The 22,817-nt window shown below is 69.0% G+C and carries 20 protein-coding genes and 1 tRNA gene; 14 read left to right on the top strand and 7 right to left on the bottom strand.

Going from position 1 to position 22,817, the window contains the following annotated elements; translation table 11 throughout:
• Positions 1–35 precede the first annotated feature (35 nt).
• Complete coding sequence (locus ACWCV9_RS25350; protein ID WP_450789791.1) at positions 36–500, bottom strand: RidA family protein; 465 nt, start codon at positions 498–500, stop codon at positions 36–38.
• Positions 497–655 (bottom strand): DUF4177 domain-containing protein, encoded by a 159-nt coding sequence (locus ACWCV9_RS25345; RefSeq protein ID WP_071828754.1) that lies wholly within the window; start codon positions 653–655, stop codon positions 497–499. The genes ACWCV9_RS25350 and ACWCV9_RS25345 overlap by 4 nt, the downstream gene beginning before the upstream one ends.
• A 117-nt stretch (positions 656–772) precedes the next feature.
• Here ACWCV9_RS25345 and ACWCV9_RS25340 point away from each other — a divergent pair, with 117 nt between their 5' ends.
• Both ACWCV9_RS25340 and ACWCV9_RS25335 read left to right on the top strand, forming a co-directional pair.
• Positions 773–1,750 carry an ArsA family ATPase gene (locus tag ACWCV9_RS25340; protein WP_450789789.1) on the top strand — a complete coding sequence of 326 codons (978 nt, stop codon included), beginning with the start codon at positions 773–775 and terminating at the stop codon, positions 1,748–1,750.
• Positions 1,747–3,132: an ArsA family ATPase gene (locus tag ACWCV9_RS25335; RefSeq protein WP_450789787.1), complete on the top strand. Its 1,386-nt coding sequence runs from the start codon at positions 1,747–1,749 to the stop codon at positions 3,130–3,132. The genes ACWCV9_RS25340 and ACWCV9_RS25335 overlap by 4 nt, the downstream gene beginning before the upstream one ends.
• Positions 3,133–3,331: 199 nt before the next feature.
• Here ACWCV9_RS25335 and wblA read toward each other — a convergent pair whose 3' ends face one another.
• Entirely contained in the window at positions 3,332–3,670 is a 339-nt protein-coding gene (wblA, locus tag ACWCV9_RS25330) for a transcriptional regulator WblA (protein WP_174266212.1), read from the bottom strand.
• Between the two features lie 507 nt (positions 3,671–4,177).
• Here wblA and ACWCV9_RS25325 point away from each other — a divergent pair.
• A complete protein-coding gene (locus tag ACWCV9_RS25325) occupies positions 4,178–6,535 on the top strand; it encodes a transglycosylase domain-containing protein (protein ID WP_450789785.1) in 2,358 nt (785 codons plus the stop codon).
• Positions 6,536–6,659: 124 nt separating this feature from the next.
• On the opposite strand, the gene ACWCV9_RS25320 is transcribed toward ACWCV9_RS25325, so the two are convergent.
• Positions 6,660–7,127: a GatB/YqeY domain-containing protein gene (locus ACWCV9_RS25320; RefSeq protein WP_385846853.1), complete on the bottom strand. Its 468-nt coding sequence runs from the start codon at positions 7,125–7,127 to the stop codon at positions 6,660–6,662.
• A 92-nt stretch (positions 7,128–7,219) separates the two neighbouring features.
• On the opposite strand from ACWCV9_RS25320, the gene ACWCV9_RS25315 reads away from it, so the two are divergent.
• The 5 genes from ACWCV9_RS25315 to ACWCV9_RS25295 all read left to right on the top strand — a co-directional run bounded on the left by ACWCV9_RS25315 (position 7,220) and on the right by ACWCV9_RS25295 (position 13,659).
• On the top strand, positions 7,220–8,146 hold the full coding sequence (locus tag ACWCV9_RS25315; protein WP_450789783.1) for a metallophosphoesterase: 927 nt from the start codon (positions 7,220–7,222) through the stop codon (positions 8,144–8,146).
• Between the two features lie 165 nt (positions 8,147–8,311).
• A complete protein-coding gene (locus ACWCV9_RS25310) occupies positions 8,312–9,070 on the top strand; it encodes a Pr6Pr family membrane protein (RefSeq protein WP_450789781.1) in 759 nt (252 codons plus the stop codon).
• A gap of 67 nt (positions 9,071–9,137) precedes the next feature.
• Positions 9,138–9,211: transfer RNA gene (locus tag ACWCV9_RS25305), tRNA-Pro, on the top strand.
• 756 nt (positions 9,212–9,967) lie between these two features.
• Positions 9,968–10,306 (top strand): hypothetical protein, encoded by a 339-nt coding sequence (locus ACWCV9_RS25300; protein ID WP_358422670.1) that lies wholly within the window; start codon positions 9,968–9,970, stop codon positions 10,304–10,306.
• A gap of 968 nt (positions 10,307–11,274) precedes the next feature.
• Positions 11,275–13,659, top strand: coding sequence for a hypothetical protein (locus ACWCV9_RS25295; protein WP_450789779.1), 2,385 nt, complete (start codon positions 11,275–11,277; stop codon positions 13,657–13,659).
• 247 nt (positions 13,660–13,906) lie between these two features.
• Here the strand turns inward: ACWCV9_RS25295 and ACWCV9_RS25290 are convergent, their stop codons facing one another.
• The 3 genes from ACWCV9_RS25290 to ACWCV9_RS25280 are packed head-to-tail and all read right to left on the bottom strand — an operon-like array spanning position 13,907 to position 16,166.
• Positions 13,907–15,433: a LacI family DNA-binding transcriptional regulator gene (locus ACWCV9_RS25290; protein ID WP_450789777.1), complete on the bottom strand. Its 1,527-nt coding sequence runs from the start codon at positions 15,431–15,433 to the stop codon at positions 13,907–13,909.
• A 50-nt stretch (positions 15,434–15,483) separates the two neighbouring features.
• A complete protein-coding gene (locus tag ACWCV9_RS25285) occupies positions 15,484–15,861 on the bottom strand; it encodes a helix-turn-helix domain-containing protein (protein ID WP_450789775.1) in 378 nt (125 codons plus the stop codon).
• Between the two features lie 47 nt (positions 15,862–15,908).
• Positions 15,909–16,166 (bottom strand): helix-turn-helix domain-containing protein, encoded by a 258-nt coding sequence (locus tag ACWCV9_RS25280; protein ID WP_164439764.1) that lies wholly within the window; start codon positions 16,164–16,166, stop codon positions 15,909–15,911.
• Positions 16,167–16,677: 511 nt separating this feature from the next.
• Here ACWCV9_RS25280 and ACWCV9_RS25275 point away from each other — a divergent pair.
• The 6 genes from ACWCV9_RS25275 (at position 16,678) to ACWCV9_RS25250 (ending at position 22,759) form a co-directional block, all read left to right on the top strand.
• Positions 16,678–17,610 (top strand): hypothetical protein, encoded by a 933-nt coding sequence (locus ACWCV9_RS25275; RefSeq protein ID WP_450789773.1) that lies wholly within the window; start codon positions 16,678–16,680, stop codon positions 17,608–17,610.
• Positions 17,607–18,308, top strand: coding sequence for an ATP-binding protein (locus tag ACWCV9_RS25270; RefSeq protein WP_200422453.1), 702 nt, complete (start codon positions 17,607–17,609; stop codon positions 18,306–18,308). Before ACWCV9_RS25275 ends, ACWCV9_RS25270 begins: the two co-directional genes overlap by 4 nt.
• Positions 18,309–18,539: 231 nt before the next feature.
• The gene (locus tag ACWCV9_RS25265) at positions 18,540–19,826 is read left to right on the top strand and encodes a hypothetical protein (protein ID WP_450789771.1); all 1,287 of its coding nucleotides are present in this window, start codon (positions 18,540–18,542) and stop codon (positions 19,824–19,826) included.
• A 357-nt stretch (positions 19,827–20,183) separates the two neighbouring features.
• Entirely contained in the window at positions 20,184–20,537 is a 354-nt protein-coding gene (locus ACWCV9_RS25260) for a plasmid mobilization protein (RefSeq protein WP_234357596.1), read from the top strand.
• Entirely contained in the window at positions 20,534–22,270 is a 1,737-nt protein-coding gene (locus ACWCV9_RS25255; protein WP_450789769.1) for a relaxase/mobilization nuclease domain-containing protein, read from the top strand. Before ACWCV9_RS25260 ends, ACWCV9_RS25255 begins: the two co-directional genes overlap by 4 nt.
• Positions 22,271–22,378: 108 nt before the next feature.
• Positions 22,379–22,759 (top strand): hypothetical protein, encoded by a 381-nt coding sequence (locus ACWCV9_RS25250; RefSeq protein ID WP_399773359.1) that lies wholly within the window; start codon positions 22,379–22,381, stop codon positions 22,757–22,759.
• Positions 22,760–22,817 lie beyond the last annotated feature (58 nt).

Genomic DNA, 22,817 nt, shown 5'->3' with positions numbered 1-22,817 from the left:
CGTCCACGGACCCCGCCCCGACCAGCCCCCGTGGGCTACTGAGCCAGCTCGACCTGGATCTCGATCTCGACCGGTGCGTCCAGCGGGAGCACCGCGACGCCCACCGCGCTGCGTGCGTGCACGCCCTTGTCGCCGAGTACCTCGCCGAGCAGTTCGCTGGCGCCGTTGACGACACCGGGCTGGCCGGTGAAGTCGGACGCGGAGGCGACGAAGCCGACGACCTTCACCACGCGCGCGATGCGGTCCAGGTCACCGGTGACGGACTTCACGGCGGCCAGCGCGTTCAGCGCGCAGACGCGGGCCAGGTCCTTGGCCTCCTCCGGCGTGACCTCGGCGCCCACCTTGCCGGTGACCGGCAGCTTGCCCTGCACCATGGGCAGCTGGCCGGCGGTGTACACGTACACACCGGACTGCACGGCCGGCTGGTAGGCGGCCAGCGGCGGTACGACCTCCGGCAGCGTCAGGCCCAGTTCGGCCAGCTTCTCCTCGACCGCGCTCACGCCTGCTTCTCCCGCTTCAGGTAGGCCACGAGCTGCTCGGCGTTGGGCCCGGGCACGACCTGGACGAGCTCCCAGCCGTCCTCGCCCCAGGTGTCCAGAATCTGCTTCGTGGCATGGACGAGCAGCGGCACGGTTGCGTATTCCCACTTGGTCATGGGCCGACTGTAGCCGCTGTGACCGGGGGGACCGTGACCTGAGGCCGGGAGGGCGGTGACGTGCGTTATCCACAGCCTCCCGCGTGAGTGTCGGCCGGAATGGTTAGGCTCGAAGACGTGAGCAGGCTCCAGGTCGTCAGCGGCAAGGGCGGGACCGGAAAGACGACGGTCGCCGCCGCCCTCGCGCTGGCCCTCGCGACCGAGGGGAAGCGGACGCTTCTCGTGGAGGTCGAGGGCCGGCAGGGCATCGCACAGCTCTTCGAAACGGAGGCGCTGCCCTATGAGGAAAGGAAGATCGCGGTCGCACCGGGCGGCGGCGAGGTGTACGCCCTCGCCATCGATCCCGAACTGGCCCTTCTGGACTACCTCCAGATGTTCTACAAACTCGGCGGCGCCGGCCGCGCCCTGAAGAAGCTCGGGGCCATCGACTTCGCCACCACCATCGCCCCCGGCCTGCGCGACGTCCTGCTCACCGGCAAGGCGTGCGAGGCGGTGCGCCGCAAGGACAAGCGCGGGCGGTTCGCCTACGACTACGTCGTGATGGACGCCCCGCCGACCGGCCGCGTCACCCGCTTCCTGAACGTGAACGACGAGGTGGCGGGCCTGGCGAAGATCGGCCCGATACACAATCAGGCCCAGGCCGTCATGCGTGTGCTGAAGTCGCCGGAGACGGCGGTGCACCTGGTGACGCTGCTGGAGGAGATGCCGGTCCAGGAGACCGCCGACGGCATCGCGGAACTCCGCGCGGCGCGGCTGCCGGTGGGCCGGGTCATCGTGAACATGGTCCGGCCGCAGGTGTTGGACGGGGCCGATCTGGAACTCGTCCGGAGCGTGGAGCGTTCCTCTGTTGCGCAGGCGTTGTCGGCGGCCGGGCTGGGCGGGGCCCGGCGCGGTGGCAACGCCGCGAAGCTGGTGGACCCGCTGCTGGACCAGGCCGCGGAGTACGCCGAGCGGTACGCACTGGAGCAGGACCAGCGTGCGGTCCTCACCGAGCTGGGCCTGCCGCTGCACGAACTGCCGCTGCTCGCCGAGGGCATGGACCTGGCGGGCCTGTACGAACTCGCCACCGAGCTGCGGAAGCAGGGGTTGTCATGAGTCCGGACCCGGCCGAGGCATCCGAAGCACCCGAGACCCCCGGCGCGGCCGAAGTCGAGGAGCCGGCCGACGGCTGGGAGAAGGCCCGCTCCCTCTCCCCCGCGCGCGTGCTGGACATCGACCCGCTGCTGGACGACCCCGGCACCCGGATCGTGGTGTGCTGCGGCTCGGGCGGGGTCGGCAAGACGACGACCGCCGCGGCGCTCGGTCTGCGGGCGGCCGAGCGGGGCCGCAAGGTGGTCGTGCTCACCATCGACCCGGCCAAGCGGCTGGCCCAGTCGATGGGCATCGACTCGCTCGACAATGTCCCGCGCCGGGTCAAGGGCACCGAGGGCGACGGCGAACTGCACGCCATGATGCTCGACATGAAGCGCACCTTCGACGAGGTCGTGGAGGCGCACGCCGACTCGGAGCGGGCGGCCGCGATCCTGGCGAACCCCTTCTACCAGTCGCTTTCGGCGGGCTTCGCGGGCACGCAGGAGTACATGGCGATGGAGAAGCTGGGCCAGCTGCGCGCCAAGGACGAGTGGGACCTGATCATCGTGGACACACCGCCGTCCCGCTCGGCGCTCGACTTCCTGGACGCGCCGAAGCGGCTCGGCTCCTTCCTGGACGGCCGCCTGATCCGCCTGCTCACCGCGCCGGCGAAGCTGGGCGGCCGCGCGGGCCTGGCCTTCCTCAACGTCGGCATGTCGATGATGACCGGCACCCTGGGCAAGCTACTGGGCGGCCAGCTGCTGAAGGACGTGCAGACGTTCGTCGCCGCCATGGACACCACCTTCGGCGGGTTCCGCACGCGCGCGGACGCCACGTACAAACTGCTCCAGGCGCCCGGTACGGCGTTTCTGGTGGTCGCCGCCCCGGAGCGGGACGCGCTGCGCGAGGCGGCGTACTTCGTGGAGCGGCTGGCCGCGGAGGACATGCCGCTGGTGGGGCTGGTGCTCAACCGGGTGCACGGCAGCGGCGCCGTCCGGCTGTCGGCCGAGCGGGCGCTCGCCGCCGCGGAAAATCTTGAGGAGTCCCGCATTGTGGATCAGGGGGGCGGGAAAGCTGGTCTTCGTAACTCTCCTGACACGTACGGCAGTTCAACATCTCCCGCATCCGAGCCCGGGACCGGCACCCCTGCTTCCGAGGAAGGCTCCCCCGCCGACGCGGAACGCCCCGTCGACCGGCTCACCGCGGGACTGCTGAGACTGCACGCCGACCGTATGCATCTCCTCGCACGCGAGCAGCGCACGCGTGACCGCTTCACCGCCCGCCATCCCGAGGTGGCGGTGGTGGAGGTCGCCGCGCTGCCCGGTGACGTCCACGACCTCGCGGGCCTGCGCGACATCGGCGCCCGGCTCGCCGCCGGGGCGACAGGGCGCACGGAGCCGCCGTAGCGAACCGTCACGAGCGGCGGGCGCGGCGCGAGAGATACGAGGGACCAGACCCTGCCGGCCTCGGCGTGTGCGGCCTTGGCCCGTCCGGCCTCGGCACGTCCAGCACCTGCCCGTCATGCCTGTCATGCCCGTCGGGCCACGCACGGGCGCCGCGGGAATGCGAGGCAGGCGAGGGATATGAGGGGCGCGAGAGATCCCCTCAGCTCACCGCCGCGTAGTTCTCGTACACCTCGTCGCTGTCGAGCGACACGATGCCCGCGCCCCGCTCGTACTCCGAGCGGGCGGTCTCCAGCAGCCTGCGCCAGGAGGTCACGGTGGGCCGCCGGCGCAGCAGTGCGCGGCGCTCCCGCTCCGTCATGCCTCCCCACACGCCGAATTCGACGCGGTTGTCCAGCGCATCGGCCAGGCATTCCGTGCGTACCGGACATCCGGTGCACACCGCCTTGGCCCTGTTCTGCGCTGCTCCTTGAACGAACAGTTCATCCGGATCAGTAGTGCGGCAGGCAGCCTGCGCACTCCAGTCGGTTACCCAGCCCATACCGGCGCCGTCCTCTCCCGAATCGAGGCTCCCCCACGGCGGCAGCGGCATATTCACCGCCGCCAGTTGAGGACGTTACGGAAGGCGGGGACAGCGCAACACCCCCTTCGGGCCCAATCTTGAATGGCCCGAACGGACTATGGGTAAGCGGCAGATCACCCGCGGGAGTGAGCTGGCGACATGCGTGACGATTCCGGCAAACCGGGACAGCTGTGATGCACCACACCGGACGCCGGATGACACACAAGGCGGATTCGGACACGCCCCCACCAAGAAGCCGGGGTACTTCCGGAACGATTCGGGGCTGCCGGACGTATTGATACGTGACCGCACTGCTGTGACAGTTGAGAGCAGCTTAGGCCAAGGCCTGCGCGCGTGTCCGGAAAATGGAAACGTAGGCAGGTCAGGGTGGGGCCAGGTTGCGCTGCCGTCACGATCCCGCATGCGAAACATCCCGGGGGGAGCCGCTCCCTCGGAACGCTCATGACTACGGATTAGGCTGCCCCCATGCCAAAGAAGCGCTCGGGCGGTGGTCTGTCGCCGATGCAACAGGCCGCCAAGTTCCTCGGTGTCAGTGTGCTCGCCGGAGCCGTGATGGCGGGCATCGCACTGCCCGCGGCCGGCGCGCTCGGCCTCGCGGCCAAGGGGTCGGTCCAGAGCTTCGACGAGATCCCGGACAACCTGAAGAGCCCCCAGCTGAGTCAGCGCACCACCATCCTGGACAACCAGGGCGGCCAGATCGCGACCGTCTACTCCCGCGACCGCACAGTGGTCGACCTCAAGGACATGTCGCCGTACATGCAGAAGGCGATCGTCGCGATCGAGGACTCGCGCTTCTACAAGCACGGCGCGATCGACCTCAAGGGCGTGCTGCGCGCCCTGAACAAGAACGCGCAGAGCGGCGGGGTCGCCCAGGGCGCCTCCACGCTCACCCAGCAGCTGGTGAAGAACTACTTCATCGAGGAGGCCGGCGACGACCCGACGAAGGTCGCCGAGGCCACCCAGCAGACCCTCGGCCGGAAGATCCGCGAACTGAAGTACGCGATCCAGATCGAGGAGAAGCTCGGCAAGAAGAAGATCCTCGAGAACTACCTGAACATCACCTTCTTCGGTGAGCAGGCCTACGGCGTCGAGGCCGCCTCCCAGCGCTACTTCTCCAAACACGCCAAGGACCTGAACCTCCAGGAAGCGGCGCTGCTGGCCGGCATCGTGCAGTCCCCGAGCCGCTACGACCCGGTGAACGACGAGGCGGAGGCCACCAAGCGCCGCAACACCGTGCTCCAGCGGATGGCGGAGGTCGGCGACATCTCCCAGCAGGAGGCCGACCAGGCCAAGGAGAAGCCGCTCGGCCTGAACCCCAGCCGCCCCAAGAACGGCTGCATCACCGCGGTCAAGGGCGCCGGCTTCTTCTGTGACTACGTCCGCGACATCGTGCTGACCGACCCCTCCTTCGGCAAGACCAAGGAGGCGCGGGCCCAGCTGTGGAACCGCGGCGGCCTGACGATCCGCACCACCCTGGACCCGCAGTCCCAGCAGTCCCTCCAGGCGTCCGTCAAGCAGCACGTCTACAAGAGCGACTCCGTGGCGACGGCCGCGACCATCGTGCAGCCCGGCACCGGCAAGATCCTCGCGATGGGCCAGTCCCGGCCGTACGGCTTCGGCAAGAACGAGACGCAGATCAACCTCTCGGTGAACTCGGACATGGGCGGCGGCGCCGGCTACCAGCCCGGTTCGACGTTCAAGCCGATCGTCGCGGCGGCCGCGATCGAGGGCGGGAAGCCGCCGACGCAGCAGTACTCGTCGCCGTACGAGATGCCGTACCCGAGCCCCGTACAGGCCTGTGACGGGAAGGTCTGGCGGAACGACCCGAACAACCCCGCCAAGCTGACCAACGAGAGCACGTCGGAGCACGGGCCGTACGGCATGAAGGAGGCGACCGCCAAGTCGGTCAACACCTACTACGTGCAGCTGATCAGCGACATCGGTATCTGCCCGGTCATCGACATGGCCAAGAAGATGGGTGTGGCGCGGGCGGACGGCCGGCCCATCGACCAGGCGCCGTCGATCGCGCTCGGCAGCCAGGAGATGTCCCCGCTGACGATGGCGAACGCGTACGCCACCTTCGCCGCGCGCGGGACGTACTGCACCCCGGTCGCGATCGAGTCGATCACCCAGAAGGTCGGCAGCATGCAGAAGTCGCTGCCGGTGCCGAAGTCGACGTGCTCGCGCGCGATGTCGCAGAAGACCGCCGACAGCATCAGCACGATCCTCAAGGGCGTGGTCGAGGACGGCACGGGTGAGGAGGCCGGTCTCGGCAGCCGCCCGAGCGCGGGCAAGACCGGTACGACGGACGAGCGCTTCGCGGCCTGGTTCGTCGGCTACACCCCGAACATGGCGGGCGCGGTCTGGGTCGGCGACCCGGCCCACAAGCGCCACATGATCAACATCACCATCGGCGGCATCCCGTACGACAAGGTCTACGGCGGCAAGGTCCCGGGCCCGATCTGGCGCGACATGATGACCGGCGCGCTGGACGGCAAGCCCGTGGAGGACTTCCACCTGGTCGACATCCCCGACGACACCGGCAAGGGCACCGGTGGTCCGGGAAAAGGCACAGGGGGGACGGACGGGGGGAAGAACGGGGACACCACCGGTCAGGTGATCGGCGGACTCATCGGTGACCTGACGGACGGCGGCACGTCGGCCGGCGGGACCACGGGTGACACCACCACCGGCACGGCCGGCGGCGCTCTTCCCACCCCGACGTTCTCCCTGCCCGGCAACTTCATCCAGGGCCAGACGAACGGCGGCTCCAACGGCAACGGGAACGGCAACGGCAACGGAATCGGCGGCAACCGAGGCTGATGCCGTACGACGACGGGGCCGGCCCTTGCGGAAAGGGCCGGCCCCGTTTTGTCTGTGCCTGTACGGCGATTCAGCACTGCGCCTGTGCGGCGATTCAGTCCTGTGCCTGTGCCTGTGCGGGGATTCAGCCCTGAAGGTGCTTCTTCACCACGGCGGCGACGCGGCCGCCCTCGGCCAGGCCGGCCACCTTCGGGTTCACGATCTTCATGACGGCACCCATGGCCCGCGGCCCCTCGGCACCGGCCTCCCGGGCCTCCGCCACGGCCTGGGTGACGATCGCGTCCAGCTCCTCGTCGGACAGCTGCTTGGGCAGGTACTCGGCGAGCACCTCGCCCTCCGCCTTCTCCCGCTCGGCCGACTCGGCGCGGCCACCCTGCGCGAAGGCCTCGGCCGCCTCGCGGCGCTTCTTCGCCTCCCGGGTGATCACCTTGAGGATCTCGTCGTCGGACAGCTCGCGCTTCTCCTTGCCGGCGACCTCCTCCTTGGTGATCGCGGTGAGGGTCAGCCGGAGCGTCGAGGAGCGCAGCTCATCGCGCTCCTTGATCGCAGCGTTGAGGTCGTCCTGGAGCTTCGACTTGAGCGTGGTGGTCATGGCTCGATTGTCGCAGGTATGGGCCGCCGGACGCCCGCGGATTTGCGGCCGCCCGGTCTTCCCCGCGCTCCGGGGTCTGACACGATGGGCGCATGCGCGCGCGATACGGAATTCCCATGGGAATCATGGCGGCAGGCGCCGCCGGGCTGGTGTACGCCGCGGGCTTCGAGGCCCGCTCCTTCCGCCTCCGCCGGGTGACGGTCCCGGTGCTCCCGCCGGGCATGCGCCCGCTGCGCGTGCTTCAGGTGTCCGACATCCACATGGTGAGCGGCCAGCGGAAGAAGCAGCGCTGGCTCCAGTCGCTGGCGGGGCTGCGCCCGGACTTCGTGATCAACACCGGTGACAACCTCTCGGACCCCGAGGGTGTGCCGGAGACCCTGGACGCGCTCGGCCCCCTGATGGAGTTCCCCGGCGCGTACGTCTTCGGCTCCAACGACTACTACGGCCCCAAACTCCGCAACCCCGCCCGCTATCTGCTGGAGAAGGCGAGCGGCCGGCACGGCCTGAACGGCAACCCGCCGGCGGTCGGTGCGATCCACAACCCGTGGGAGGAGCTGCGGGACGGCTTCGACGCGGCGGGCTGGCTGAACCTGACGAACACCCGGGGCGTGCTGAAGGTCGACGACGTGTCGATCGAGCTGACCGGCCTGGACGACCCGCACATCAAGCGCGACCGGTACGCCCGGGTGGCGGGCGGCCCCTCGGCGGCGTACGACTTCTCCGTCGGCGTGGTCCACGCGCCCTACCTGCGCGTCCTGGACTCCTTCACGGCCGACGACTATCCGCTGATCCTGGCCGGCCACACCCACGGCGGACAGCTGTGCATCCCCTTCTACGGCGCCCTGGTCACCAACTGCGACCTGGACACGGACCGGGTGAAGGGCCTCTCCACGCACACCGCCGAGGGCCGCACCTCCTACCTCCACGTCTCGGCGGGCTGCGGCACCAACCGCTACACCCCGCTCCGCTTCGCCTGCCCGCCGGAGGCGACGCTGCTGACGCTGGTGGAGCGGCAGTAGGGGGCCGGCGGACTCCGGCCGGCCGCTCAAGGGAGAGGTCGAGGGCGAGGGAAAGGTCGGCAAGAACGCCAACCCACCCCCACCCCGGAACGCGATACCACCCCACTGGGCGCACGAGGAGCATCCCAAATAGCCCCTTTTGTCCCGCGCCCCTAGCGTGAGGGCATGACCGCCCCCATACCCAGGGAGATCCCGGACCTGCCCGCGGTCCCGGGCCCGCCCCTGCTCCTGCCCTCCCCGGTCCCGGCCACGGCGGTGGTGGGCCCGATCCGCCGCCCCGCGGCCGCGGTGTTCCGGCTGCTGACCGCCCTGGTGGCCGCCGCGGGCGTCGCCCTCCAGCTCCTGCTGGGCACCCCGGCCCGGACGCTGAGCTACTTCGGCGTCCAGGCGGCCGTACTGCTGGCCGTGACGATGCTGCTCTCGGCATCGCGGGCCTGGCGCGCCCGCCGCCCCCTCCCCTCCGCCGTGACCGGCGCAGCACTGCTGTACGTCGTGATCTCGGCGCTCGTCTACCACCTGCTGCTGGCCCACACGACGCCCCCGTTCTCCATGACCGGCGCGACCACGGCCCCGGAGCGCTGGCACGCCCAGTGGGCGGCCCTCCAGCTGCTGCACACGGTGACCCCGGCGGCGGCCCTGCTGGACTGGCTCTGCCTCACCCCCGCGGCCCGCCTGCACCTGCGCCAGGCCGCGAGCTGGCTCCTGTACCCCCTGGCCTACCTGGCCTTCACCTTCGCCCGGGCGACCGTGATCCCGCCGACCCGCCCGTCCCGCTACCTCTACCCCTTCCTGAACGTCACCGCCCACGGCTACCGCAGCACCCTGGCCAACGCCCTCCTCATCGGCCTCGCGATCTACGCCGTCGCAGTCCTCCTGGTCGCCCTGGACCACGCCCGCCCGACCCCGCTCCGCCGCCCCCTCTGAATCGGATTTCGTCTCTGGGCCACCAGTGGGCTAAAGTAAACGACGTCGCCGCGGGAAGCAGCGACACCGGGGTGTAGCGCAGCTTGGCAGCGCGCTTCGTTCGGGACGAAGAGGTCGTGGGTTCAAATCCCGCCACCCCGACGCCGTAATACCAGGTCAGGGGCCTGATCCGCTTCGCGGGTCGGGCCCCTGAGTGGTTTCTGGGGTGCTCTTGGGAGCCGCCTGGGAGCCATGTACGGAAGTCGACCCCCAAGCGGCTCCCAGATCCGCAGGCCCACGACAGGGAGCGTGGCGGGCGGATGCAGGGTCGGTGGCCGATGGCGCGCACTCGTGCCGGCGCCAAGCTGATAGGTGATCCGTACCGTGTAGCGCCTGCTGGCGGGGGGAGGGGCGCCGTGCACACGAGCCCGCCACCGCGCACGGCCCCTGCGCCTCAGGAAGAACAACCTTGATCAAGGGGAGCTATCGATCAAGGCGAATCGCACAGCATAGAAGCTGTCCATAGGAGGTGCGCTTCGGCTTACGGGGCCGCTCGCGGTTGAGGAGAGCAGCCCCGTAGCGCCTATCCGGCTGTCGGCGCCTCCACGCATGCGGGCGGCATAGCGTTCGCAGGAGCGGCGGACCAGGTCGGGGTCGAAGCCCTTGGCTGCCATGTCGGCGAGTAGTTCAGAAACGATCGGTGTCTGGCCGAGCTCCTCGTGGTGTCCCCGCGCCCCACCACCGGCTGTGGATGAACAGCATGGCGCTGATGGCGATGGTCGCCGCCCCGGCGTGGCAGGAGGTCGCTGTTCCAGCCCCTACGCTGGCGCGTTGCCGCCAGCCACGCGCCATCGACCGGGACATGGGTAGCTCCAACCCCTTCCCAACTCCCTTATTAATTCAGTAAGCTACTGAGTTATGGACTTCACAATTATCAAGCACGCAGTCGAGGTCGACCACGGCATCAAGCGCTTGTCCATGCACTTCATCAAGAAGCACGCAGCGCCGGAACGAGCCCGGCTCAGTTCGGAGTTGTGCGCACAGATCAGCGAAGAGTTTGAACGGATCGGACTCACCACCCTGCCACGCACGTTGCCGACATCCGAGAACGAGTTCGTTTGGGTCATCCAACGCAACAGCGTCCTGGGTGAAGTGGTAGCCGTCGCCGCCGCCCTGGCACACCTGGACAAGCTAGGGATGAGTCCCCTCCCCCAGGTGTTCGACAACCATCCGCAGGCTAAGGGCAACTTGCGCTGAAGTGACGTAGAAGCGGTACGTCTGGCTTCCGCATGCCGCGTACATCAGCAGGCGTATCTCCTCGCCAGGACAGCGCAAGTGCTAAAAACTGGCTGCGTGAGCCTCAGCTCGCTCGTACGGTGGTACCAACAGGCGCTCGCCAGCTCACTGGTGATGCACCGTCACCTCTGCCTCTCCGGCAACGGCATCGTCAGGAGTTAGGGATGAGCAACGCTGAAGGGATACCCATCCCATGCGAGGAACCCGTCTTCATCATCGGCACCTCCGGGCGACTGCCACTTCGGACCATATGTGTTCTCGAACTGACAGGCGGAGAGATCTCAAAATATTGGCATAGGTGGAACGCCCTTCTCAATGACCGCCTACGCATCCCCACGTCAGGGCCATTACCACATCCAAGCAGGCTCGTCAAGGGGGAATACGACACCCGCTTGCAGACCCTCAGCCCCAAGGCTGCGCGGGCGCAGGGTCATCAATACGCCAGACAATTCACTGAGGCACTAGCCGAGTTCCCCAAACTGCTCATCACCCACATGCCCAAGCTGCACTCCCGGCAGGCAGGGCAGAAGGTGCTCGACTGGTTGTGCACTCAGCTCGCAGGACGGCCGTCGGGCCTCGCCCTCACCCATACCAGCTGCGGAAACACCTGGTACCACCTCACGGCGGACGGTCCGGATCCCGAACCTCTACCCCCGGAATCACCCGCTTTGAAGGCTCTTCCCTGCCGTGCAGCCGAGATCGAGCTGTTCCTGACGCCCGCAAAGCTCGGGGCTTACGCCGCTTATCAGCACCGGTGTTACCCGGACATGCGCCGCAGGCCGACATGGCTCCCGTCAGAGTTGCCTTGGGCAAATAAGGAAATCTCCGGAGACAACGTGTCATAACGAAACGGGCGGCGAGTTCTAGACTCGCCGCCCTTCGTGACGACCACCGCAGACCGCTTCGAACCACATTGGAGATCTGTCCCCATGACCACCAGCAAACCTGCCCCCATTTCAATCGACGTCTCCTGGGGAACAGACACGATCCGGGTAACCAACATCTCGCCCCACCTCCCTGCCGACTCGACGGACAGCCACGTCGCGGCGGTGACCGCGGCGGGCCAGGCAAATCCGAGCACCTGGCTACCGGACGCCTCGTGGGGAGCCATAGCGCGTGCAACAACTCGGCCCGATGCGCTGACGGCACAGCTTCGTCCGACGCCAGATGAGCCCTCTGGCCTCCTGATGGTCGAAAACGTTGAGGGGGCAACGCTGTGGTCGGTCGTTACCCGTGTCCTGCTGAGCGAGCTGTTCCCAGGGCCCCAACCTCGTACCGGCATGGAAGTTTCGGAGGTACCCGACCCACAGGTGCACGGAATCACCCACGAAGGCCGGCCTAGTGCGATCGTGCAGTACCGCTACGAGAGCCTCGTCCACCTGCGGAACCACGTGTGGCAGACCATCCACGCGACGCTGTCGCTCAACAGCTACGCGACCTCCATCCTCACGCGCTCCGTCACCCGCAATCTGATCACCCACCCTGTCGAGATCGCCTTCGAGGACGGTACGGAGCCGATCCACGTTCTCGTCGTCCGTGACGGGATCACCCGGCTCGCCAGCGCCTGGGCGGTACTGGCCGGGCACGGCGCCGATCCCGCCGAGGTGGCTACCTTGGCCACTGACGCACTGCTCGGCAACGCTTCCGCGGCAGGGGCGGCCGCAGGACCCGGTCTCGGGCAGCGGCTGGCCGCCAGCCGGGCGCAGTGGCGCCAGGCACGGCGACAGGAGTTCGACGGCGAGATGAATGGAACGACGCCCGGGGTCCGAGCCGCTCAGATCGCCCAGTCCTACGTCGTTCCAGCACAGATCGCTGTCGGCATCGAGGGTCACGACGGCCGGGTGCTGTCACCCGAGGACATCTTCGACGACGCCATCCGCTCTGTACTGGCCTCGGTGCACGTCGAGTTCAAGCAGTGGGACGCGGCGGCCCAGAACGTCGAGGTCATCACCCGGGCCCTGAAGCGGATCATCCAGCAGGGAGACCCGCGCTGGAATACAGCCGACCTCCAGGCGGTGTACGGCCTTGCCGTCGGCCGCATCCCCGTGACCGAACTTCCGCAGGTCTTCGGAGGCGAACCGGCCCCTCCCGGGACCGCCCTATGGCGCGCCGTCTACCTGGTCAGCGCCCTGACCCAGCCGGACCTCCTCGAACTACTCAAAGACCAGGCCAAGGCCATCAAGGGTGGCCAGCGCATGAGCATGAAGGGGTTCGGCGAGCTGCTCGGACCAATCATCGACCTGCCCTGGCGCGCTAAGAAGAAGCTGGTCACCAAGCAGGCACGCAACGCGTGGAACAACGGCGGTGTGCTGTCGGCCGACGTCACCCAGGGCTGGACTCCAATCCCTACCGAGGACTTCACCACACTGATCGAACCGTCGATGAACGGCGACGACGACGCTCGCCGCACCCTGGCGGTGGCCGGCGGCGTCGCTCTGATCGCCGACAAGCTCCTGACCAGGAACGTCGGATCATCGCTGGGGGCCAGGAAGGAGAAGGGCGGAGTCCCCTTCCGTTCGGACGTGAACAAGGTCATCGAGGGGCTCTCCAAGCCGACAAACGAACTCGGCCTGTGGACCCTCGCGCTGGCCGCCAACACCTTCCGCAGCAACGACCTACCGCAGAACTCCGTGCCCAAGCAAAGTCTCACGGGCAAGGAGTCGGCCGAATCCGACGAGCCGCCGTACATCTACTTCAAAGTCGACCTCGACGCGGAAGACCATATCGCCGTTGACGCCGACGGTGTGCCAGTGCCGCTGTACGAGTGGGACGTAGTCGCCGCCTCGGACCCAGACCGTATGGCGAAGCTTGCACCGCCAACGATCCTCATCCAGCCCCCGGCTCCGCCCGCGCCTAACGAGGGGACTACGTCGACCGATGAGTCGCAGTCGGCGCAGAACGGATCTCCTGACGACGAATTCGGCGAGACTTCCGACGTGGAGGGCCCCGGCACGCCGCTATTCCAGTACGGGACCGTCGACGCAGGAGTCGGGACCGTGGTCGGAACCTTGATGCCCGGACCCCGTGACGAGGACACGCCAGTTCCGCCCAGCCAACTCGCCGCTGCACACCGAAAGGCCCTACACCTCGGAGTACAGGGTGCCCGAGACGCCCTCGACCATCTGCACGCGCTTGAGCCGGAAGTCGGGGACCACACTCCGATCGTTCCGGTGGATCAACTCGACGATCTGCACAAGCTGCTGGTCGGCATCCTGACCGACGTGGAGAACCTGCGGCGCAGGACCGTAGAGAACCATGCGCCAGAGGAGGGCAACCCGGAATCCGAAGAGTCCGCTGATACGCCTCTTGACTGAACCGTAAGAGGGTTGACGGCTCAAGCTCCGACGCCCCAACAGTGAAGCACCAGTCAGGGCCAGTGCTAAAGAATTCAGCACTGGCCCTGACAAGCTGTAGGCCCCGGTTTGAGTGCCACGAGTAGCCATCTGTCAGCGCTCCACCGGACATAGGACACGACCGGCACCTCCGCCGCGAAAGCAAGCCACAGCCGCACCGTGTCGAGGCCCGTGTCACAACTGGTCGGAAGGCACAGCACTCTGCTTGCTACGACTTGACGGGCACTGACAGCTCGCGTGCCCGCAGGAGATCACTCAATACGCGCACCGGCGACGTGGCACTCATGGCCAAACGTGCGTCGAGTGCTGCCACCCACTGCTCGGTCAGCCCCAGCATGAGGCGCTTGCGCATGCCTGGGGTGACGTGGGCGTAGCGCGCCGAGACCGAGCCGTCGATGTGGCCCATGCGTTCGTCCATGAGCACCTTCTCGGTTCCCAGGTCCTCCATCATCGTCCGGTGAGTGTGGCGAAGGCCGTGGGGCGTGAGCCCCTTGGCTATCGGGAGCCAGCAGGCGTCAGCCCGATCGCTGGCACCCCGTCCCCGGGCCGGGACGCCGGGCCACGGTTCGCCGAGCAAGGGCACCGGTCGTGGCTTCTGCGGTGCCTTCTTCGGGTACCAGCCGGAGACCGCCGGCGTGAACAGCCAGGTCGCGAAACCGTTCCTGCGCCAGTGGGCGGCATGTTCCGGTACGACGCCGCCCCGGACGAACCGGAGGTCTGTGATGGCCTGCTCGACCTTCTCTCGCGTGGCCTCGGTGACGCGTTCGGGGTGGTTGAGGACGTTGGACACCGTGCCGGTCGAAACGCCGGCACGACGGGCGACGTCGACGAGCTTCGCGCCCTGGTGGCCCCCGGTACGGGCCGCGCCCTGTCCTCGGAAGACGTAGGTCTTGCCGTGGCAGGGGCACGGCTTGGGCTTCGTGCGGGCGATGTGGTTGGCGACCAGCGCGGACAGCCAGTCCATCGAGTCGATGGTGCGGTAGCTGTCGTCCTTCGGCGGGCAGCGCACCAGCTCGCCCGTGTCGAGCTCGTACAGCTGCCACTCGACGCGGACGGCTCCAGGGCGGACGAATGCGGTCTCCAGGCCGACGATCTCGCCCCAGCGCATGCCGGTGTACCCCTTGAGGACCACTGCGACGAACTCGTCGTCGCGGCCGGAGAGCAGGGCGGCGCGCTCGGCGGTCAGCAGGATGCCGAGCGCGTCGGTGACCACCTTCTCCGGACCACGGTCTCGGGAGCGGCCGGCGCGTTTCCCCCGTCCGCGCCGCCGGGCAGCCGGGTTGGACGTGATCAGGCCCTCGTCGATCGCGTCCTCGAAGATCAGGTGGAGCGTCGAGCGCCAGGTCTTGACGCTGGAGGCGGCGTAGAGGGCCTTCTCCTTCTTCTCCCACAGGTCGACGTCCGTGCGCAGGATGCCGGCGAGCGCCTTGTCCTCGAACTCAGGGAGAAGGTGCTCCTCGATGTGGCGCTTGTAGTTCTGCATGGTGGAGGCGGCCAGGTCCTGGACCTCGTACCAGCGGTTCGCGTACTCGCCGAAGGTCTCCTGGCCGAGAGCCGGGTCACGCCAGTCGCCGCGACGGTACTTGTTCTCGGCCTCGGCCGCTGCCCGTTGGGCCTCGCCCTTGGTGGCGAATCGGATCGCCTTGCCGTTCTCGTCGACGACCGTGTTGTGCTTGCCGGGCGCGACCTTGTACCGGCCACGCCAATAGTTCCCGCGCTTCTCCGCGAAACCCAAGTTCCGCTGCCCCCCTCTTCCTTTCTTCGGCTACGGCAGATTCGATCGGGTCACGCGACAGCGCCGTACTGCTGCTGTCGACGCGGCGGGCGGGCCCGCAGGCGGGTCGCCGACGCAACGACAGGGCGGCGAGGTTGCGCGGCGACGGTCTGCGTACCGGGCTCTGAGAGCGACTCGGTCGCCCGTGCGGCTGCCGGCGCGGGCTGGGCCGGCCGCTGCTCGTAGAGGCGGATGATCTCGGCGAGATGCTCGGCGGTGAAGCGGTAGGCACGGCCGACCCGGGTGTGCGGTATCAGGCGCCGTCGCGCTCGGTCCTTGACCCACCAGGCCGAGCATCCGAGGGTGTCGGCGATCTCCTCGGGGCGGTAGAGGGGCGGAGGGGCGTCGGACGGCCCGTGGGGGAGGAGCGCGGGCGTGGATCGGTGCAAGGGGGGCGGCTCCTGGTCGGGAAGTCGGGGAGGGCTGCGTGGGCGGCTCAGGCGGCGCCCGGCCCATGGAGGAGGGCGGCGGGTGACACCTGCAGGGCTGCGGCGATGGCGACGAGGTCGTCGATATCGCATCGCCGCTTGGCGAGTTCGATGCGGGACAGCATCGTGTTGGACATAGGGCGGCCCAAAGCGGTACAGCGCGCTGCGAGTTGGCGCTGCCCAAGGCCGCGTTCGATGCGGAGGTTTTCGATGGTGCGGGCCACCGTCAATCCTGCGGGTCCTATTTCCAGAGATCGTGCTGCCATAGCTCCAGTTGTAGCGTGCATTCGGCGGTTTGGATAACCGCCGATCGTCGGCTATGTTGCGCCGCGCTCAATCGGTGAGCGAGGCGGTCGGGGTGCTGCGCAAGGCCGGACCCCCGAACGGGACCCGACACCAGAGACCTGCTCTGACGTGGGGTGTTGTGTTGTAGCTTCGTCACTCGCAGGACGTCAACGGCTTCCCGATGTGATCCTTCTGGCTCGGGATGCGGCGCAACTATTTGGTCAACCGCCGATCGTGCCCTACCGTTTTCGCACCGCCCTCGCCGACTCGATTTCCAGCGGCATTTCTGCCGTGAGAGATTGCGCCGGATAGGGCTGGACTTGCGCGACCTGGGTGTGGCTATGTTGACGACACCCCGGAAAGCGCGATCGGCCATCAACGCTCCCGCGTCAACGGCCAGACATTCCACGCGCCTTCACACCCGACCCGCCCCCGACCGACGGTGAACCGTGGGCACCCAACCCACCGGCCACCGAGTGAGGACCGCCCCTCTTGGCACGAATCCGCACCATCAAGCCGGAAGCCTTCGTCTCCGAGTCCCTGGCCGCCGTCTCCCTGACCGCCGAGCGCACCTTCTTCGGTCTGCTCACCCAGGCTGACGACCAGGGCCGGCACCGCGACCACGCCGCGATCATCGCCGGGCAGCTGTGGGTACTGCGCCCGGAACACACGCCTGGCGCTGTCGAGCAGGACCTCGCCCAGCTCGCCGACGCCGGGCTGATATGCCGCTACAAGGGCCCGGGCGACAAGCGCTACCTGCACATCGTCACCTGGCGGCAGCATCAGAAGATCAATCGCCCCAGCGCGAGCCGCCTTCCCGCCTGCCCGCACCACGACACGCAGGCTCGCACCGAGCCCGGCGTCGATGCGCCGACTGCCGGAGTCGGCAACACGGAGCCCGCACCGCAGCCTCACGGAACCCTCCGTGAGGGCTCCGGGCGAATACGCGAGCCTGCGGTGAATCCGGTCACCGATGATGAAATAGCAGGTCAGGGCGATTTCAGTGAGCCCTCCGTGAGACAGCGGGGAGAGCTCAGTGAGGGAGCGGTGACGCCTCAGCGTCCGGATCTAGGACCTAGGATCATGGATCTAGGAAATACCCCTTCGGGGGGCGCGAGCGCCCCCGCACCCCACACTGTCTCGGCCAGCGAGCTCATCGCCGAGTACGCCGCCGCTTGCACACACCGTCCGCCCAAGGACGTCCTGGGCCATCTCGCTCGCGAGGTGCGCAAGCTGCTCGGCGAGGGCATCGCCCCCGCCCACATCCGGGCCGGCCTGGAACGGCACCGCGCCAAGGGCCTGCATCCCAGCACTCTGCCGAGCCTCGTGCACGAGGCCATGAACGCGGCCCCCGCCGCGCCGGTTGTCCACAGGGCGTGGACAAACCCCGCCGATGTCGAAGCCGCCTACGGAGGTGACCTCTGACCGCCACCCTCACCCGCGAGCCTCACCGGGTCGGCCCGCTTGCCGACCGGCTCAACGGCATCCTTGCCAGTCGCGGCATCGACCTCGCCACCGCCGCCGTCGAGGAAGGGCACGTCGAGCCCGTCACCGCGCTGGAACTCGCCGACGCCAGGATCCCCGCCCGCTACCGCCGAGCCCTGGCCGACCACCCGAAGGTCACCGCCTGGGCCGACGAGATCGCCCGCGCCGGACGCCCCGGCCCGGGCGGGCCGGGCATCGCCGAAGGCCCGTCGCTGCTGATCGCCGGCCCCACGGGCACGGGCAAGACGTACCAGGCGTACGGCGCCATCCGCACCCTGCTCGCCCGAGGGGTCCGTCTGCGCTGGGAAGCGACCACCACCGCCGACTTCCACGCGCGCCTGCGCCCCCGCGCCGGCCACGACGCCGAACGGGAGCTGCAGACCCTGGCGCGCTGCCCGCTGCTGTTCCTGGACGACCTCGGCGCGGCCAAGACCAGCGAATGGACCGAGGAGCTGACCTACCGGCTCATCAATCACCGGTACGAGCACATGCTCCCGACACTCATCACCACCAACCTTCCGATGGAGCAGCTGCGCGTCACCCTCGGTGACCGCGTCGCCTCCCGCCTCGCCGAGATGACGGAGCGCGTCATCCTCGACGGCCCCGACCGACGGCGCCGCACAGCGCCCGCCGCCTGACTGGCCGCCTCAGCGCCCTCTCCTAGCCGGGCCCGCCGCATCACCGCGCTCACACCAGCCCTGCCCGCGCCAGCCACTCGCGTAGGCGGTTGCTCAGCGCTCCGTCGATTCGCCCTTCGCCCTCAATCCTCGACGCCTTGGAGCCCCCTCCTGCCTCCTCTCAGCCCCGTCCCCCTCGCCATACGGATCAGCGGCACGCCGCTCCTCCCTGACTGGGCCACCTCCCCGGTGATGACCGTGGCGCTCCTCATCCCTCCCGTGCTGCTCGGCCTGCTTGCCGGGTGGCTGATCCGCCAGCACCGCCGCCGGCGGCATCACACCAACCGCTGGCGTGGGACCGCCGCGGTGCCGGTCGCGGCCGTGGCCGCGCTCGCCTGTACCGCCTACAGCGCGGACACCAGCTGGCGGTTCGCCGCCGACTACCTCGACATGGGCGGCACCGCCGAGCGCGTCGCGATGTTCGCCGCCGCCGAGCTGGCCCTGTTCGCCACCGCACTGATGGCCCGGCAGAACCTCAACGGCCCGAAGCAGGCCCCCGGCCTGCCCGGCACCCTCACCTGGGTCATCACCACCGTCCAGGTTCTGCCCGCCTACGCCGAGTCCGGGCCGGTCGGCGGCACCGTGCGGGCCTTCGTCGGCCCAGTCATGGCCGCGATGCTCTGGCACCTAGCCATGGGCATCGAGCTACGCCATCGCGCCCCCGACGCCGCCTCACGCGGCCTGGCCGCCGTCCTCGTCCGCCAGGCACGCGAACGCCTCCTGGCTCGCCTCGACATCGCCGACCAGGACGCCGATGCCGCCCGCCTCATCCGCGACCGCGCACTGAGCGAAGCCGTCGCCCTCATCCTGCGCGCCGAGTCGATGACCGACCAGCAGCGCGGCAAGCGGCGGCAACGACGCCTGGCAGAACGCCTGCACGAAGCCCTCGAACGGGCCGGCGTCGACGGCGACCCGCTCCAGGACGAACTGCTCCTGCGCAAGCTCGCCACCCGCCAGCAGGCCCTCAGCCTCGCCTCCATAACGCTGCCACCGCGCTGGGAGGTCCCGGCCTCCAACCCCGCCCGGGAATCCGGGCACAGCCGCCCACGCTCCAGCCGCCCGACACAACTGCCACGGGCAGAGGAAACTGCCCGCCCGCACCCGTCAGATCCGGGGGACGACGAGGTCCCTCCGGCTGCCCGCCCGCAGCCTGCCCGCCCGGCGCGCGGGCTGCCCGCACGGGCAGAAACTGAAGACAGCCGGGCGCTCACGGGCAACAACTCGGGCAGCCCTTCGGGCAGGCACGAACGGAAACCGGCTGCCCGGAAGAAGCGCGATGCCGGCAAAGCCCGTGCCTCCGACGAGGTCATCCTCAAGCACGCTCGCCGCATCAACGAGGAGACCGGCAGCGTCGGACGCGACCGGGTCGAGGACGCCCTGCGCGCCGCCGGCTACACCGTCTCCAGCGACGGCGTCGGACGAGTCGTCCGCGAGTTCAAGGCCCAGCTCAAAGCTGCCGCCAGCGATCCACCCCGCTGATCCCCGCAGCACCAACACTCCCAACCACACCCCGACCAGAAAGGCCCCATGCACACCCCGCATCACCACGAGCCCAGTACCTGCGAGGAATCCCTGCCGATCACCTCTGCCCCATCGGCAGCAAGTTGGTGCAGGAGCATTGCTCCTGTCGGGAGCAATGCTCCTGCCTCTCCCGCGTCGGCAGCGGCGGGAGCGGATCAGCACCGGGAGGCGCCGATCCGTCAGGATGCGACCGAGGGCGGATCGCATCCTGAGAGGGAAGAACCGCGTCCCTGCCACAGCACCGACTGCGCTCACGCTGCCCCGTCGACGCCCCGTGTGCAGCAACGTGAACGTCTGCGTGATGAGAAGAAGCGTGTGCACCAGCCCAGCTGCCGCATGAACGACGACGAGTACCAACTCCTCCTCCGGGCAGCCGCCGTGTGCCACATGAGCGTGGCCGGGTTCCTTGCCCGCTCGGCTCTCAACGCTGCCCGCGACCTCGACCGCACCGCCGCGGACATCGCGGGCGAGAAAGAGATGCTGCAGGAGCTGTTCGCGCTGCGGCGGCACCTCGGGCAGATCGGCAACAACCTCAACCAGGTTGCCAAAGCGCTGAACTCCGGAGCCGACGCCCCGCAGGCCGAGGCGGTCCTCGCCGCCGTCCAGCGCGCCGCCAAGCGGGTCGACGCCTTCACCCAGCAGCACCTGGACAACAGGACGGCTGCGTGATCCCGCGTGTCCACGCCAGGGGCGCACGCACCATCGGCCTGCTCCACTACCTGTACGGGCCCGGCACGCATGAGGAGCACGTCGACCCGCACCTGGTGGCCGCCTGGGACGGTCTTGCCCCCGATCCCGGCCGAGACCCCGGCGCCACGTACGGCGATCTCCAGCGGCTGCTCGACCAACCGGTTATGGCCCTGCCCGAGAGCCGACGGCCCGCCGAGCACGTGTGGCACCTGTCGGTACGCGCCGCCCCCGAAGACCCGATCCTGTCGGACGAGCAGTGGGGCGAGATAGCCCGCAGGATGGTCGCCGCAACCGGTATCGCCCCCGACGGCGACGACGCCGCCTGCCGCTGGGCGGCCGTCCGGCACGCCGACGACCACATCCACATCATCGCCACCATCGTCCGCGAGGACGGCCGCCAGGCCCGCCTCCGCCAGGACGGCAAACGCTCCCAAGCAGAAGCCCGCAAGATCGAGATCGACTACGGGCTGCGCCGCCTCCACGTCGGCGACGGCACCGCCGCCCAGCGGCCTACCAGCGCCGAACGCCACAAGGCAGAGCGGGAAGGCCGGGAGCGTACCGCGCGGGAGGAGCTGCGGGAGACCGTGCGCCGCGCCGTTGCTGGCACGGCTTCCACGGAGGAGTTCTTCGACCGCCTGGCCGCCGCCGGCCTGCTCATCCGCAAACGCGTCGCGCCCTCCGGTGATCTGCTCGGCTACAAGGTCGCGCTGCCCGACGACCGCAACAAGGACGGGGATCCGGTCTTCTACTCCGGCTCGAAACTTGCACCCGACCTGTCCCTGCCCCGCATCCGCGAACGCTGGACGCTTCCCGCAGAGCCCGCTTCGGCAGACGGCTCCGAGCCGGAGCAGCCCGCCCTGCCGGACGTGACCGGCCCCGCGTTCGCGCGGCGCCGGGCCACCTCCGCTACCTGGCAGGCCCTGCTGATCATCGACCACGGCGACGACGGCACGGCAGCGGCCCAGATCGCCGCAGCGGGGGAAATCCTCGACGCACTCGCCAAGACATCCGCCGCCCAAACCCGCGCTGAGCTGCGCGAGGCGGCGTTCGTGTTCGAGCGGGCGAGCCGCTCCCACGTGAAGGCTGTACGTGGACACGACCGCGTCCTGCGCCAGGCCGCTCGCGACCTCGTCCGCAGCGGGCCCGCCCTGGGCCGAGGGGAAGACGGCGCCACCACCGCCATGCTCATCGACATGGCCTTCTTCCTCGCCATCGCCGCGGCGAACTGGCATGCAAAGAGGGAGCACGCGCAGCAGGCCGCCGCAGCCCAGCAGGCAGCCGAACACCTTCGGGCAGCTTACGAAACCGCCGCAGCCCAGCCCATGGCCACCCTCCGACAGCGAGGCCAGCGCCTGACTCCCCGTGTTCGGCAGCGGCAAGCCGAGCTTCTCCAGCAAGTCCTGCCGGATCTGGCCGAACGCATCCGTGCCGAGGCCGGCTGGGCCGCCTTGGCCGCCACCCTCGACGACGTCCGGAAGGCCGGCCATGACCCGGCGGTTTTGCTGAGCGACGCCGCCCGACGACGCGAACTCGATACCGCCGACTCCATCAGCGACGTCCTCGTATGGCGCCTACGCCGCAGCGCCCACCTGCTGGCCCTACCCGCAAGGCCCGACGGAACGGCCGCCCCAGGCACTCGGCGCACTGCACCCCCGGCGCCCGCCACGCGACCGGCCAACAGCGCCGTAACCGACCCCAGCCGTCGGCGCTGACCAGCGGAAAACGGGCGGAGCGTAGCCGACGATCGGCGGTTGGGCAAACCGCCGATTCTCCGGATCATTGATGCCCCCACCCACCCCACTCCTGTGAGGAGCACCCGTATGCCCACAAGCCAAGCCCGACCCGAGATCGTCGTCCTGCTCTGCGACGCGGACATCAAGCGCAAGCGTGAAACCAACACGTGGAACCACCTCGACGGGCGCCCGTTCAGCAAGGAGGAACGGGCCCTCGTCCTCAGTGCCACCCGCGTCGAGTTCGAAGAGATACAGGAGCAGTTCAAGCGATACCGGGAGTACCGGCGCACGATGGACGAAGCTCCGGATGCTCTGGAGCGCTTCCTGGCCCCGTTCATGGAGCGGCTCGCCGAGAAGAAGCTTGGCAACGCCGTCGAGCTCATGAACGAGGAGGAGCGAGCCGAACTCGATCACCTCCTCGGGCTCATCGTCGAACCAGTCCGTCCCTTCGCCCCGTACGCCTTCTGAGCCTGGGCCCCCGCGCCGGCGCTTACCCAACGCGCTGGTGAGTGGCTCCCGCGACCGA

Source organism: Streptomyces sp. NPDC001606 (genome assembly GCF_053596835.1).
Note: the sequence above shows the minus strand (reverse complement) of the source record. Positions and strands in the feature narration are given on the sequence as shown.

What these genes read in the sequence shown, in the direction of transcription:
- ACWCV9_RS25345 (WP_071828754.1), bottom strand. Translation starts at nt 655, where the DNA reads ATGACCAAGTGGGAATACGCAACCGTGCCGCTGCTCGTCCATGCCACG.
- ACWCV9_RS25335 (WP_450789787.1), top strand. Translation starts at nt 1,747, where the DNA reads ATGAGTCCGGACCCGGCCGAGGCATCCGAAGCACCCGAGACCCCCGGC.
- wblA (WP_174266212.1), bottom strand. Translation starts at nt 3,670, where the DNA reads ATGGGCTGGGTAACCGACTGGAGTGCGCAGGCTGCCTGCCGCACTACT.
- ACWCV9_RS25325 (WP_450789785.1), top strand. Translation starts at nt 4,178, where the DNA reads ATGCCAAAGAAGCGCTCGGGCGGTGGTCTGTCGCCGATGCAACAGGCC.
- ACWCV9_RS25320 (WP_385846853.1), bottom strand. Translation starts at nt 7,127, where the DNA reads ATGACCACCACGCTCAAGTCGAAGCTCCAGGACGACCTCAACGCTGCG.
- ACWCV9_RS25315 (WP_450789783.1), top strand. Translation starts at nt 7,220, where the DNA reads ATGCGCGCGCGATACGGAATTCCCATGGGAATCATGGCGGCAGGCGCC.
- ACWCV9_RS25310 (WP_450789781.1), top strand. Translation starts at nt 8,312, where the DNA reads ATGACCGCCCCCATACCCAGGGAGATCCCGGACCTGCCCGCGGTCCCG.
- ACWCV9_RS25300 (WP_358422670.1), top strand. Translation starts at nt 9,968, where the DNA reads ATGGACTTCACAATTATCAAGCACGCAGTCGAGGTCGACCACGGCATC.
- ACWCV9_RS25295 (WP_450789779.1), top strand. Translation starts at nt 11,275, where the DNA reads ATGACCACCAGCAAACCTGCCCCCATTTCAATCGACGTCTCCTGGGGA.
- ACWCV9_RS25280 (WP_164439764.1), bottom strand. Translation starts at nt 16,166, where the DNA reads ATGGCAGCACGATCTCTGGAAATAGGACCCGCAGGATTGACGGTGGCC.
- ACWCV9_RS25265 (WP_450789771.1), top strand. Translation starts at nt 18,540, where the DNA reads ATGACCGTGGCGCTCCTCATCCCTCCCGTGCTGCTCGGCCTGCTTGCC.
- ACWCV9_RS25250 (WP_399773359.1), top strand. Translation starts at nt 22,379, where the DNA reads ATGCCCACAAGCCAAGCCCGACCCGAGATCGTCGTCCTGCTCTGCGAC.